We start from the raw sequence: 12,911 nt of genomic DNA, 5'->3' as shown, positions 1-12,911 counted from the left end.
GCGGCCTGGCGCGTTTACGACATTTTTTCTTGAAGCGGATGCGTGACGCTCACTACACTTCGGTCACCCTGTCTGGGCGAAAGGACATCATGCAGCGACCGGAATCCGCGCGCCCCGCGCGCGCCTATGCGGCTTATGCCAAGCGGCTCGACGGCCGCGTCGCCGTGCGGCGCTTCGATCCGTGCAGCGATTCGTACGACGCGCTGACCGCGCTGCTGCATCGCGCGTTCGCGCCGCTCGGCGCGCTGGGCTTCAACTACCCGTGCGTCGATCAGACGGCATCGGCGACACGCGAACGTGTGCTCACCGACGAGTGCTTCGTCGCACTCGGCAACGCGCATCTGGTCGCGACGATGACGATGTGTTCGCATGACCCCGATTCACGCTGCGATCCGTATCGCAGCCGGCGCGTCGCGACACTCGGCCAACTGGCCGTCGATCCCGTCTGGCAGGAACGCGGCATCGGCCGCTCGCTGCTCGCGTTCGCGCAACGGCGGGCGGCCGCGCGCGGCGCGACGCACCTCGCGCTCGACGCGCCGTATGCGGCGGTCCGGCTCATCGATTTCTATCGTCGCGAAGGATTCCAACCGGTCGACGTGATGCGCTTCCCGGGACACAACTACGACAGCGCGATCCTGTGCAAATCCGTCGGCGTCGCGGACGACCGCATGCGTGCCTGCGACACGGCGCAGATCGACGTTGCGCGGCAAGCCGGTGCGGCGTCATGAAACACAATCTGCCGAAGCACGATAGCGACGACGATCGCGCGCAGCGCGCCGTCCGGCAAGCACGCGTGCGTGCCGCGCTGCGGCTGCGCGGTGTGATGAAACTGACGATCGTCACGATCGCGGCCGCGCATGTGCTGACGTTCGCGTTCGAAGGCCTGCTCGTCGCGGCCGGTTTCGCGCCCGAAGCCGCGACGTTGCTGCTGTTCCGCTTCGTGACTTGCGCGCTCGTCAGCTTCTGGCTGCAAGCCGATGCGCTGCGCGCCTGTCGGCACGCGGTGCAGCACGGGTTCGTCACGGTTTCCGGCACGCACGGCGATCCGATCGACGTTGCCCCGCAGTGCCCGAAGCGCTGGCTCGTCGTGTTGAATCTCCAGCTCGAACCGCACGGGTTGAAGGGTGAACAGGGCAAGTAGCGGGCGGCGCACCGGTCGATGCAGATTGCCGTGTGTATGAGTGAGTCGTAACGAGGTTCACCGACTCACGGTTGACGTCCCGGTTCCGCACGGCATTACATGCGATGTGTAGCGGGCGATTGCCCGACGAGCGAAGCAGGGAAGCGTGCGGAAGAGGAAGAACAGGCGCCGAATGGCGTGATGGGGGAAAGCGAGGAGAGGGCTGACAGGTGAAGCGAACGTGCGATTGCGAGTCACCGATGATGTGTGATCGCGTCGCGATTCCGCGCGCAAACACAGCTCCCGAATAATCTCACCTCAAGCCCGGATTCGCGCATTCCGATCTCGACGACGCACGTGTAAACGAGCGGGGCTGCGCGACTTGTTTGTCGCGCAGCCCCTTCGGCACTCAGGCCGTCCAGTCGAGAATCACCTTGCCGCTTTCGCCGGACAACATCGCGGCGAAGCCTTGCTCGTAATCGTCGGCCTTAAAGCGATGCGTGATGATCGGCGACAGGTCGAGGCCGCTCTGCAGCATCGCGACCATCTTGTACCAGGTCTCGAACATCTCGCGGCCGTAGATGCCCTTGATCTCGAGCCCCTTGAAGATCACCTGGTTCCAGTCGATCGCCGTCTGCGCGGGCGGGATGCCGAGCAGCGCGACCTTGCCGCCGTGGTTCATCGCCTCGAGCATGCTCGTGAACGCGCTCGGCACGCCCGACATCTCGAGACCGACGTCGAAGCCTTCGGTCATGTGCAGGTCGGCCATCACGTCGCGCAGCGACTCGCGAGCGACGTTGACCGCGCGCGTCGCGCCCATCTTGCGCGCGAGCTCCAGCCGGTAGTCGTTGATGTCGGTGATGACGACGTTGCGCGCGCCGACGTGCTTCGCGATCGCAACGGCCATGATGCCGATCGGGCCCGCGCCGGTGATCAGCACGTCCTCGCCGACGAGATTGAACGACAGCGCCGTGTGCGTCGCGTTGCCGAACGGATCGAAGATCGACGCGAGATCGTCGGAGATCTCGGGCGGGATCTTGAACGCGTTGAACGCCGGAATCGCCAGATACTCGGCGAACGCGCCTTCGCGGTTCACGCCGACGCCGACCGTGTTGCGGCACAGATGCCGGCGCCCCGCGCGACAGTTGCGGCAGAAACCGCACGTGATGTGGCCTTCGCCGGACACGCGATCGCCGATCGCGAAGCCGCGCACTTCCTGCCCCATCTCGACGATCTCGCCGACATATTCGTGACCGACGTGCATCGGCACGGGAATCGTCTTCTGCGCCCAGTCGTCCCACTTCCAGATATGGATGTCGGTGCCGCAGATCGCCGTGCGGCGAATCTTGATCAGCACGTCGTTGTGGCCGACTTCGGGACGCTTCACGCGCGTGAGCGTGAGTCCGGGGCCGCGCTCGAGCTTTGCCAGTGCTTTCATGGTCGCGCCTCCGTCATACGATGCCGAGCGACTTGCCGACGCGCACGAACGCGGCGACCGCCTGGTCGATCTGTTCGGGCGTGTGCGCGGCGCTCATCTGCGTGCGGATGCGCGCGCGACCGCGCGGCACGACGGGGAACGAGAAGCCGATCACGTAGACGCCTTCGCCGAGCAGCTTGTCGGCCATGTTCGTCGCGAGCTGCGCGTCGCCGAGCATCACCGGGATGATCGGATGCGCACCGGGCACGAGCGTGAAGCCCGCTTCGGTCATCTGCTCGCGAAAACGCGCGCCGTTCTCGCGCACGCGCTCGCGCAGCTTCGCGCCTTCGTCGCTGCCGAGCAGCTCCAGCACCTTCAGCGATGCCGCGGCGATGCTCGGCGTGAGCGTGTTCGAGAAGAGATACGGGCGCGAGCGCTGGCGCAGCAGTTCGACGACCTCGCGGCGCGCGGCGACGTAGCCGCCCGATGCGCCGCCGAGCGCCTTGCCGAGCGTGCCCGTGATGATGTCGACCCGGCCTTCGACGCCGCAATGCTCGGGCGTGCCGCGGCCGTGCGCGCCGATGAAGCCGACCGCGTGGGAATCGTCGACCATCACGAGCGCGCCGTAGCGATCGGCGAGATCGCAGATGCCTTTCAGGTCGGCGATGATGCCGTCCATCGAGAACACGCCGTCGGTCGCGATCAGCTTGCGGCGCGCGCCCGCCGCATCGGCCTCCTTGAGCTTCGCCTCGAGATCGGACAGGTCGTTGTTCCGGTAGCGGAAGCGCTTCGCCTTGCACAGGCGGATGCCGTCGATGATGCTCGCGTGGTTCAGCTCGTCGCTGATCACCGCGTCGTTCTCGTCGAGCAGCGTCTCGAACAGCCCGCCGTTCGCATCGAAGCAGCTCGAATAGAGGATGCTGTCCTCGGTGCCGAGAAACGCAGCCAGCGCGCTTTCCAGTTGCTTGTGCACGGTTTGCGTGCCGCAGATGAAGCGCACCGATGCCATGCCGAAACCGTCCTGGTCGAGGCCGGCTTTCGCCGCGTCGATCAGGCGCGGATCGTTCGCCAGACCCAGATAGTTGTTCGCGCAGAAATTGAGCACGCCGGCACCGCCGGCGAGCCGCACGGCCGCCGCCTGGGGGCTCGCGATCTCGCGCTCGGTCTTGTAAAAACCGTCCGCGCGGATCTGGTCGAGCGTCCCGCGCACCTGGGCGAGAAAGGCATCACGCATCGCAAAGCTCCTGACAGGGATTCGCATTCCGCGGCGCGCCGCTCGTGGCGGCGGCGCAACGGCCTGCTACTGTTATAGTCGGTCGTTCGGTTGACCGCATTTATCCGATATTCCGAACTAGAATTCGAAATACCGAACAACTCTAAGCGAACGGAATTCAAATGGCAAGTTCCTCCGGATCGCGGCGCACGCCTGCCGGCGCCGCACCGCAGCCGCCGGCCGCCACGCCGCCGCGGGTCGGCGAGCAGATCCAGCGGCTGCGCAACGAGCGCAAGCTGACGCTCGACGACCTGTCGCGCGCGGCCGGCGTATCGAAATCGATGCTCTCCGAGATCGAGCGCGACAAGGCCAACCCGACGATCGCCGTCGCCTGGCGCCTGACGAACGCGCTCGGCATCACGCTCGACGAGCTGTTCTCGCAGCCGAAGGCGCCGGAGACGATCCGTGTAGACGGCCCGCACGATATTCCGACGCTCGCCGGGCACGACGGCCGGTACCAGTTGCGTGTGTGGGGCCCGATTGACCTCGCCGGCAAGTTCGAGTGGTACGAGCTGACGCTGCCGGGCGGCGGCGCACTCGTATCGAACGCGCACGAACCCGGCACGCGCGAACACCTCACCGTGCTGCAGGGCGCGATGGAAATCGAAGCCGCGGCGGCCAGCCGGCGCCTGAAGGCCGGCGACACCGCACGCTACCCGGCCGACGAGCCGCACGCGATCCGCAATCCCGGCAAGGCCGAAGCGCGGGCGCTGCTGATCGTGATACATCGCTGACGGCGCGTATAGCTGACCAAAGGGCCTGTTGCGGAAAATACTGTATGTTTGTACAGTATACGGACATTCCGCCATGCATGGGCCGGAGCCGGCGCACGGAGGCGCCCGCCCCGGTCGACAGGAGCCTGCGATGACAGAAGAACAAGATTTGGCCGCACTCAGCTTCAAGGCCGCCGCGCACGATCTCGAACTGATCGTTCGCCATATTGCCGGGCGCTACATCCGCCAGCGCGTCCCGCTGACGTGGCGCCTGCTGCACGCGATCGAAGCCGAGGCGCTTGCCGATCTCGGCTTTGCCAGCCGGCACGACGCCGGCATGCGTCAACTGTTCGAACGGCCGTCGGACATGACGTTTCCCGAAACGGACGATCCGATCGACTTCGGTCGCTCGAATGCGCTGCCCGCCGTCTTTTCGTTCGCGGTTCTCGCGTACGAAGCGGCGGCAACGTCGCACGACACGGCACCCCGCGCGCGCGCTCACCGTCTGTCCAAGGCGTGGGGCGACTGACTGCCAAACCGGGCCGCCGCGCATGGCGGCCTGTCCAGCCTCCAACTGCCCGAGACGTTGCGAAAAGGGCTAGCATATACGCAACTAACGGAATAAATAACATGTCCCTTCCCGCCTCTCCCGACACTCCGGCACGCCCGGAAGAGAAGGATCTGTTCGACCGCGGTGCATCCGACTGGATCGTATCGCCCGAAGCCGCATTCGATGCGTGGCTGGCCATGCAGGACTATCGCCGCTCGTCGGCCGATGTCTATCGCACGCAATGGGGCGCATTTCTCACGTGGATGCGCGCGCATCAGAAGAATCTGGCAACGGTCGATACGGCGACGATCGCGAACTTCGTCAGCGAATTACCGATCCGGAAAACCCAGCGATTACGCTATCTGAGGCTGATCGAGCGTGTGCTCGACCACATCCGGCGCACCGAGTACGCGTCGACCAACCCGGCCCGTTTCATTGCTCAGGATGGCGAAGCGAACTGGCGCAAGGCACGCGACAACGAGCCGACCGGTTTCCTGACGCCGGCCGAACGCGCAACGTTGCTCGCGTATCTGTTTTCGCCGATCGGCGTATCCGGTTCCGCGTACTGGAAAGAGCGGCGCGACCGTGCGCTCGTCGCCGCGTTTCTCGGCGCCGGCATTAAAACCGGCGAAGCGCGTGCGCTTACGATTAGTTGCGTCAATACGAGCGGAACGTCGCTGCAGATCCAGTCGGCGCACCCGGCTTACGCGCGCGAAACCCATCTGGCGTCGTTTGCGATCGCGCTGCTCGAAGCGTGGCTCACGGAGCGCAAGCGCCAGGAAATTCCGGGCGAGCTCGTGTTCCCTGCGTCGCATGCCGGGCGGCCGATGCACAAGGCAACGATGCTGCGCGCCATCGATGCGATCGTCGAATCGGCCGGGCTTACGTCGTCGCGCACCGCGCGCGCGAGCCCGCAGACGCTGCGCAATACCTACGCGGCCGAACTGTTCGAAAACGACGTGCCTCCCGAACGGGTCGGCAAATGGCTGGGCTTCATGCGGCCGATCTCGTCGAACCGCCTGCATCGTGCATGGAAAAACTGGCGCGATGGCCTGACCGACAGCAACGGTGACGCATCCGACAGCGACGATACTCACTGATCCGGAAACGGCTGCTCACGCGACACGATCCGTGAGCAGCCTTGCGCGGCGCAGTCTCACCGTTTCACAGCTCCCGAAAAACCTCACCTCAAGCGTCCCGGATCGTCTCACCTGTGCAGGCGCGGCCGATCTTCTGGTCAGGTGTGCGCAAAACGCGCGATGGCTTCGAACCGGGACGGCCACGCGCCCGACGCGTGCTCACATTCCGGGCACGCCACTTCAAAACCCTCTTCGCCGTGCGACAGCTCCGGTTCCCCGTCGCAACGCGGGCACTGAGCCGGCACCGGAATCTCCTCATCCAGCGAGGTCCCGATCGCTGCAAACGCGTCCGCGTCCAGTTGCCCGGCATCGGCCAGGCGCCGAATCAGCGCGGCAATTTCGGGATTCATCCCGCGGCTCGCGCGCAACGAACTCACGTCGCGCGTCGCACGTTCCAGTTCATCGCTCTGGCTGCGCAACTGTTCTTCGAGCCGATCCGCGCGTGCCTTGGCCGAGCTCAGTTGCTGAAGGAAATCGAATTCCTTGCGCTGGACGTCGCGCAAACCGCTCTGGTAGGTCGACGCCATGCTGCGCAGCGAGTCGAGCTCGACCAGCATCGGCTTGACGCGGCGTTCCGCTTCGGCCACCGCGTCCTTGATTTGCTGAGCGTAGTGCTCGGTACGCTGCTGCAGTTCGGCTTGCAGCGCATCGATGCGGTCGCGCAGCGTGGCGTTTTGCGCCTGTTCGGCGTCGACGCGGCCGGCTGCGGCGGCCAGATCCTTTTCCAGTCGGGCAACTGTGGTGAGCAACGTCGCTTCACTTGCCGAACCGTGCGTCGTCTGTGATACGAGCTGAACCTCGAGTTCGGTCACGCGCGCCTGCAATTGCTCGTTCCGGGCTTCGCCGCGCGCGAGCGCGCTTTCGAGCGTCTCATGGCGGACGGTTGCATCGCGCAACCGTTGTTCGGCGTCGGCAATGCCGGCGCGAACCTGTTCGCGGTCGCCATCGAGACTGTCGCGTGCCGCTTTCAACGCTTCTTCATAGAGTGCGCCGAGCAGCGCACCGGCCTTTTCCTCGACGGCCTTCGGAATTGCCGCACCGTCGAGCCTGATCTTGGACGCAGAGCGGATGCGCTCCCAGAAATGATCGATGTCTTTCGGGATGTCGCTGGCGCTGCCGGTTTGGGTGAGATCGCGGACGTTGGCCGCCGACGGCCGGATACCGAGATCGAAGAACAGGCGCTTGCACGCATGCAATGACAATTCCTGGCGCCGCGCACCGTTTGCACGCAGCGATTCCAGTTCGTCCCGAATGACTCGGCGCATTTCGTCCAGGGTCATGGCAGAGCTCACAGACATTGAGATGTGGCAATCATAACGAAATACGTATCTATCGATACCTTTTCCAGGTCGACGTTGCGAATTTACGTCGCTTTGCACAGAAATCGGGTCTGTGAGCTTATCCGGACGAATGTGGTCCGGAATTCCGTGAAACAAAGCGAAGAAAGTCAGCCAAGTCTTTGTAATGCAAGCATTTTCCGGCAGACCCCGAAAATCGGCATTTGTTTCACATGACGGCCGATCCGATTCCCTGTGGGTGTTCAGGGTTTGGGGTCTCTGTGGAAAACTCGTCAGCGGATGTCTTGAGAGTATTAGAAGTAAACACCCTTGAACCCTTAGTTAAAAACGTTAACGCCACGGCACATCCTTATGTAGCAAGGCTTTCCGGCCGACAAGGTGAAGTTTTACGGGAGCCAAGGTGATCTTCTGCGGGAGCTGACGTGATGGGGTTCAGGGAGCTGCGTGAGCCGTTGCAGGAAAGGTCGTGAGCGGATTCGGGATCACAGTGAAACACGAGATTTCCCAAAGGTGAGGGTTTTCGGGGCCTCACAGCCGCAGAACCCGCGCTGTGCCGGGCTGCACAGTTTTCTGCCTGTGCAGACATAGGTGAGAATTTGCGGGACCTTCTTCGCGCCCCGATTCTGCCCATCTTTTAGGCAGTTTTGGCGAAAGGTGAGGTTTCACGGGACTCCACGGGAATTTGGTGTGAGGATTTCCGGGAAACGAACGCCATTTTGCACAGCAAAAGTGCTCTCCGGGGCCGGTGATGCACTAAAGGTGAGGCTTTTCGGGAGGGGAATCCGGGTTTTCCTGCCCCGATCACGCTAAGGTGAGCTTTTTCGGGGCATGGATCACAGGCGGAGATCGCGGTCACAGGTGAGTATTTTCGGGAACGGTTTTTGCTCGAAAAATGGGCAAAGGTGAGGCTTTTCAGGACCTGCGAGCGGTCAGATTCGCCGAAATCCGCGCCAGGACTGGAAGAAACGTCGTTTTTGCTGTGCCCCTTTTTGGCACAGGTGAGATTTTTCGGGAGCCGACATACGGTTGTCGTATGAAGGATTTCCGCCGAAAGGTGAGGTTTTTCGGGGGATGCCCAACGGGCACAGCCAAATCCCTACTGTGCATAAGTATCGGAAGGCATTGGGAATTTTGATACCGCGACAGTTACGGTGAGGTTTTTCGGGAGCCATTCCCGTGCCCATTGCCGTGCCGCATTTTTCCACCGAGGTGAGCGTTTTCGGGAGGCCTTGGTGGTCAATCCCGCGCGTGCCGGGGATTCGGTGGGATCCGACCGAAAGAACGAACTGTGCTCAAGGTGAGCATTTTCGGGACCCGACGCGGTTTGTGCGCTGTACAATGCGCGCCCGGGCCGGCAAAGCAGGCCCGATCGGGCGGCGCGGGCCGGTTTCGAAGGCATCTTTCCGGATGCCGGACCCGATTGCGATGTCCCGGTGAGCCGCGCCTGTACATGCATACAGCCCGATGCGGCGCGATCGGAGGCGCACCGTGAGGTGCGGTCGCGACGCTGTGGCGAACTCACGGTCGTGCAGTCGCAAAATTACGACAAATCGAAAGGTGAGCCGATACGGGAGCGAGTTTCGCACGTGTCATGCACAGGGGAAATTCTGTGAATCGGCGCATCCCGCAGCACGTCTGGACGAGTCCGGAACGCCGCAATTCCGGACCGGTGAGCGTTTTCGGGAGCAGTTGGGGTGAGTGCCGTCTTGCACGCGCACTTCACCGGCTATGGTGAGCATGTCGTTCTGGACGCACATCACCGCAGGCGCTATCCTTCCGGAAAACTTCTCCTCCGACCCGACGTATGGCCACGACGAAGCGCGCCAAGAAAACCGATGTGGATGTGGTGAGTGCCAGTTCGGCCGAATTGCGCAAGGCCGTCGAGGCGATCGCAATTCAGCCGAAGAGCGGCAAGATCACGCTCCTGACCCGCAAGCTGTTCAACGTCCTGCTGGCCGTGGCGCAGCAGGCCGACGACTCGGGCGATACGTATCGCGCACTGCTGTCGGATATCGTCGCCAACTCCGCCTTCGATTCGAACGACACCGCACTGGTGAAGGAACACCTGCGCCGCATGGTGTCGGTGCAGGTCGAATGGAGCACGGGGACGTCGAGCCAGAAGCCGGGCCGCAAGTGGGGGATCTCGACGCTGATCGCCGACGCGGAAATTCTCGAGGATCCGGCGACCCGCCGCGTGTGGGTCGAATTCTCGTTCGCGCCGAAGATCAAGAAGAAGCTGCTCGACCCGGTCCAGTATGCACGCCTGAGCCTGCAGTTCCAGAGCCAGCTGCGCAGCAGCGCCGGTCTCGCACTGTACGAGATCTGCGTGCGCTATCTGACGAACCCGAGCCACCTGACGATGCGCGAGCCGTGGGAATGGTGGCGGCCGATCCTGTCGGGCACGCCCGACACCGAAGCCGGCGACGAGGCGAAGCGCGAGTACAAGTACTTCAAGCGCGACTATCTGCGTCCGGCGATCGCGGAAGTCAACGCGGTCACCAACATCTTCGTCGAGCTGATCGAGCACCGTGAAGGGCGCCGGGTCGCTGAGATCCAGTTCCGCGTGACCGAGCGCAAGCAGCCGATGCTGGCGCTCGACGAACACCCGAACGTGTTCGACAGCACGCTGGTCGACCGGATGGTGAAACTCGGGATCCCGCTGAAGGAAGCGCAGACGCTCTACGCGGACAGCGAAGAGAACCGGATTCGCGCCGCACTGCAAATGACCGAGCAGCGGATGCGCAGCACGACGCTGCCGCCGGTGCGCAGCGCGCCGGCGCTGTTCAAGGATGCGCTGAAGAAGGGTTATGCGCCGCCGGTCGAGTCGGTCGACGCGCTGCCTGCCGGCACGCCGTCCGCGAAGGTTGCCGCGGCGCAGCCGGACGATCTGAAGGCACGCCTGCTGAGTGAATTCTCGGCGTTCCGCCGCAAGGAAGCGAAGGTGCTGTACGAGGAGCAGGGCGACGCCGAGCGCGAAGTGGCGCGCGAGTCGTTCGAGTCGGAGGCGCTGCCGACGATGGGCACGCATTTGCGCGACGACTGGCGCAAGCGCGGCCTCGATTCCAAGCTGGCCGAGACGGCCTTTTTCGACTGGCTGGCCCAGAAGACCTGGGGCGAGCCGACGGACGGCGACCTGCTGTCGTTCACGCTGAACCAGTCGCGGGCCGCCTGAGGCCCGCTCAGGCCCGCTGACGGGCCGCCGCCGGCCGCCCGCTCAGCCGGGCGAGCCCGGCGTCCTCACCGGGCCCTGCCGGCCGCTTCCATCACTCCGACAACAGCATCCGCTCGAGTTGCTCGAGGATCGCGTCGCGCTTGTCCTTCGGGAGGCCGCGCAGGCGCAATTCGATGCGGTCTTCGCCATACGACTTCAGGTCGCCGACCGATTTGCCGCCGAGCTTGATCTCGAGACGCTGCGCATAGCGCTGACGGCCCGCGGCCTTCGGTGTCTCCTGCGCAGCCACGCGGCCCTTGACGATGTCCGACACCTGGCGCGTGCTGAGATCGTCCGACACGATCTTGTTGATCAGCCGCAGCGTGGCCTCGGTGCCGCGCGCATTGTGATAGCGACCGACCTGATACGCCATGTTCGAACCGAAGCGATCGGGACGCGCGACCATTTCCTGCATGATGGCTTCCGGCAACTTGCCGATCGACAGCGCGACGGCCACCGTCGACTCGTCGAGGCCGAGATGCTCGGAGAGTTCCTTCTGGCTCTGGAAATGCTTGTCGTCGAGGAAGCGGCGCCACACGACGGCGTTGTCGAACACCGTCTGCGAATCGCGCTGGACGTTCAGGTCGTAGCCGAGCTTGTAGCTCTGGATACCGATCGGCACGTCGATCACGATCGCCTTCACCGATTCCTTGTTCGCTTCCTTCAGCGCGCGCACGCGACGGCCGCCGTCGCTGACGAAATACGTGCCCGGATTGTCGTAATCCGGAATCACGTGGATCGCCTGCTGCTGCCCCTGCTTCGCGAGGTTGACCGCGAGTTCGGCAATCGACGACTTCAGATAGAAGTGCCGCGGATTGAACGGGCTATGTTTGATCGCCTTCAGCGACAGCTCGATTACCTGCCCGGGGGCATAGCGGTTCTCGAGACGCCACGCGCGATATTGCGTCGATTCGTCGATCGACGGATCGAGCGTGAGCTCCGGAACGGGCAGCGGTGCGATGTCTTTCTTCGCGGATTTGGTCGGCGCCGCAGCGGGCGTCTCGGACTTGACGATGCCGTCAATCGCATTGAGCCGGTCGAGCGCCGTGCGCTTCTCGCTCGTCGTGATATCCGGGCGCGCTTGGAATCCTTTTGCAAATTGGGAAGGTTTCATGTGACTCCTTTATGCGCATAAAGTCAGGGCAGCATGGCGACGATTTCGTCGGCACATGCGCGAATTTCAGCGGCGGCCAGCTTGCCGCCGCGATCGTTCATCTGCAGCACGGTCTGACCGAGCGCCATCGCCTGCTTGTACGCTTCCCGCGTCGGGATCTGCGTCTTCAGCAACGGGAAGCCGAGCTCCTCGAGCGCGCGCTTGAGCTCGCGGGTCAGCATGCGCTTCTCTTCGGTCTTGTTCAGCAGGAATACCGCGCGGAGGTCTTCGTTCATGACCTGCGCCTGCTGGATCAGTTTGACCAGCCCGACGCTCGACCAGTAATCGGCCGGCGACGACGAAGTCGGGATCACGGCAATCGATGCGGCCAGCAGGACAACGCCGGATACCTTCTCGGTGATCGACGGCGGGCAGTCCACGACGATGATGTCGTAGTCGTTGATGAACTTCTTGATCTCGCGATGGATCTGGCCGTCGGCTTCGGCGAGATTGACGACCGGAAACGGAATGCCGGTGTCGCTGTCGCCGGATGCACTCGACCAGTGAACCAGTGTGTTTTGACGGTCTGCGTCGATGACGAGGATGCGCTTCCCTTTTTCATGGAACGCGGCGCCGAGGTGCATGGCAATCGTGCTTTTGCCGACACCACCTTTTTGTTGAGTGACTGCAATGATTTCCGCGGCCAATTTTCACTCCTATTTTGGTCGTTGGAATTCTACAGGACGATATTTATATTTCAATGAAATTGTCGTTCGACAACTACGCGTTAGCCATTCGGGCTATCGGTTTATGCGCATAAACGACACGGCGATGATCGGTGGCGTGAACGGATGGCGTGGTTGATGTCGGCGGGCGGCGACGAACCGCGCGATGGATGCGTCATCACGACGCTAGCCGTCGGCACGCGCAGCGGGGTGCTGGCGATATCGCAGTGCGCTGCCCTTTCACTTGATGGCGGTGGCTGGTCGTAGCTGGCAGCGGGTGAGTTTGTGCGCATAAACTCTGCGGCGACCGGGGAGGCCGAGCGTACGGCAGGACAGCGGGACATTCGCGAGCGAGGGTGTGATCGTATCCAC

11 protein-coding genes are annotated in these 12,911 nt (G+C 63.4%); 6 read left to right on the top strand and 5 right to left on the bottom strand.

The genetic code is table 11. From position 1 onward, the window contains the following. Positions 1–89: 89 nt before the first annotated feature. Both GD429_RS04405 and GD429_RS04400 read left to right on the top strand, forming a co-directional pair. Positions 90–728 (top strand): GNAT family N-acetyltransferase, encoded by a 639-nt coding sequence (locus GD429_RS04405; protein ID WP_152855844.1) that lies wholly within the window; start codon positions 90–92, stop codon positions 726–728. Continuing rightward, a complete protein-coding gene (locus tag GD429_RS04400; RefSeq protein WP_152855843.1) occupies positions 725–1,141 on the top strand; it encodes a hypothetical protein in 417 nt (138 codons plus the stop codon). Before GD429_RS04405 ends, GD429_RS04400 begins: the two co-directional genes overlap by 4 nt. Positions 1,142–1,529: 388 nt before the next feature. Here GD429_RS04400 and tdh read toward each other — a convergent pair whose 3' ends face one another. Next, positions 1,530–2,558, bottom strand: a complete 1,029-nt coding sequence (tdh, locus tag GD429_RS04395; protein ID WP_096475501.1) for an L-threonine 3-dehydrogenase — start codon at positions 2,556–2,558, stop codon at positions 1,530–1,532. Positions 2,559–2,571: 13 nt separating this feature from the next. Further along, the gene (locus tag GD429_RS04390; RefSeq protein WP_152855842.1) at positions 2,572–3,771 is read right to left on the bottom strand and encodes a glycine C-acetyltransferase; all 1,200 of its coding nucleotides are present in this window, start codon (positions 3,769–3,771) and stop codon (positions 2,572–2,574) included. Between the two features lie 161 nt (positions 3,772–3,932). Here GD429_RS04390 and GD429_RS04385 point away from each other — a divergent pair, with 161 nt between their 5' ends. The 3 genes from GD429_RS04385 to GD429_RS04375 all read left to right on the top strand — a co-directional run bounded on the left by GD429_RS04385 (position 3,933) and on the right by GD429_RS04375 (position 6,173). Next, positions 3,933–4,544 carry a helix-turn-helix domain-containing protein gene (locus GD429_RS04385; RefSeq protein ID WP_047902095.1) on the top strand — a complete coding sequence of 204 codons (612 nt, stop codon included), beginning with the start codon at positions 3,933–3,935 and terminating at the stop codon, positions 4,542–4,544. A 130-nt stretch (positions 4,545–4,674) separates the two neighbouring features. Beyond that, positions 4,675–5,052, top strand: a complete 378-nt coding sequence (locus GD429_RS04380) for a DUF2471 family protein (protein ID WP_152855841.1) — start codon at positions 4,675–4,677, stop codon at positions 5,050–5,052. A 101-nt stretch (positions 5,053–5,153) separates the two neighbouring features. Then, on the top strand, positions 5,154–6,173 hold the full coding sequence (locus GD429_RS04375; RefSeq protein WP_152855840.1) for a tyrosine-type recombinase/integrase: 1,020 nt from the start codon (positions 5,154–5,156) through the stop codon (positions 6,171–6,173). A 137-nt stretch (positions 6,174–6,310) separates the two neighbouring features. Here the strand turns inward: GD429_RS04375 and GD429_RS04370 are convergent, their stop codons facing one another. Further along, positions 6,311–7,492, bottom strand: coding sequence for a DNA-binding protein (locus tag GD429_RS04370; RefSeq protein ID WP_152855839.1), 1,182 nt, complete (start codon positions 7,490–7,492; stop codon positions 6,311–6,313). A gap of 1,822 nt (positions 7,493–9,314) precedes the next feature. On the opposite strand from GD429_RS04370, the gene GD429_RS04365 reads away from it, so the two are divergent. Continuing rightward, a complete protein-coding gene (locus GD429_RS04365) occupies positions 9,315–10,682 on the top strand; it encodes a replication initiation protein (protein WP_072444964.1) in 1,368 nt (455 codons plus the stop codon). 91 nt (positions 10,683–10,773) lie between these two features. On the opposite strand, the gene GD429_RS04360 is transcribed toward GD429_RS04365, so the two are convergent. Further along, a complete protein-coding gene (locus GD429_RS04360) occupies positions 10,774–11,835 on the bottom strand; it encodes a ParB/RepB/Spo0J family partition protein (RefSeq protein ID WP_152855838.1) in 1,062 nt (353 codons plus the stop codon). A gap of 23 nt (positions 11,836–11,858) precedes the next feature. Continuing rightward, on the bottom strand, positions 11,859–12,521 hold the full coding sequence (gene parA / locus GD429_RS04355; protein WP_034181507.1) for a ParA family partition ATPase: 663 nt from the start codon (positions 12,519–12,521) through the stop codon (positions 11,859–11,861). Between the last annotated feature and the right edge of the window lie 390 nt (positions 12,522–12,911).

This window comes from Burkholderia sp. BE17 (assembly GCF_009362305.1).
GTDB lineage: Bacteria > Pseudomonadota > Gammaproteobacteria > Burkholderiales > Burkholderiaceae > Burkholderia > Burkholderia pyrrocinia_C.
Note: the sequence above shows the minus strand (reverse complement) of the source record. Positions and strands in the feature narration are given on the sequence as shown.

What these genes read in the sequence shown, in the direction of transcription:
- GD429_RS04405 (WP_152855844.1), top strand. Translation starts at nt 90, where the DNA reads ATGCAGCGACCGGAATCCGCGCGCCCCGCGCGCGCCTATGCGGCTTAT.
- GD429_RS04400 (WP_152855843.1), top strand. Translation starts at nt 725, where the DNA reads ATGAAACACAATCTGCCGAAGCACGATAGCGACGACGATCGCGCGCAG.
- tdh (WP_096475501.1), bottom strand. Translation starts at nt 2,558, where the DNA reads ATGAAAGCACTGGCAAAGCTCGAGCGCGGCCCCGGACTCACGCTCACG.
- GD429_RS04390 (WP_152855842.1), bottom strand. Translation starts at nt 3,771, where the DNA reads ATGCGTGATGCCTTTCTCGCCCAGGTGCGCGGGACGCTCGACCAGATC.
- GD429_RS04385 (WP_047902095.1), top strand. Translation starts at nt 3,933, where the DNA reads ATGGCAAGTTCCTCCGGATCGCGGCGCACGCCTGCCGGCGCCGCACCG.
- GD429_RS04380 (WP_152855841.1), top strand. Translation starts at nt 4,675, where the DNA reads ATGACAGAAGAACAAGATTTGGCCGCACTCAGCTTCAAGGCCGCCGCG.
- GD429_RS04375 (WP_152855840.1), top strand. Translation starts at nt 5,154, where the DNA reads ATGTCCCTTCCCGCCTCTCCCGACACTCCGGCACGCCCGGAAGAGAAG.
- GD429_RS04370 (WP_152855839.1), bottom strand. Translation starts at nt 7,492, where the DNA reads ATGACCCTGGACGAAATGCGCCGAGTCATTCGGGACGAACTGGAATCG.
- GD429_RS04365 (WP_072444964.1), top strand. Translation starts at nt 9,315, where the DNA reads ATGGCCACGACGAAGCGCGCCAAGAAAACCGATGTGGATGTGGTGAGT.
- GD429_RS04360 (WP_152855838.1), bottom strand. Translation starts at nt 11,835, where the DNA reads ATGAAACCTTCCCAATTTGCAAAAGGATTCCAAGCGCGCCCGGATATC.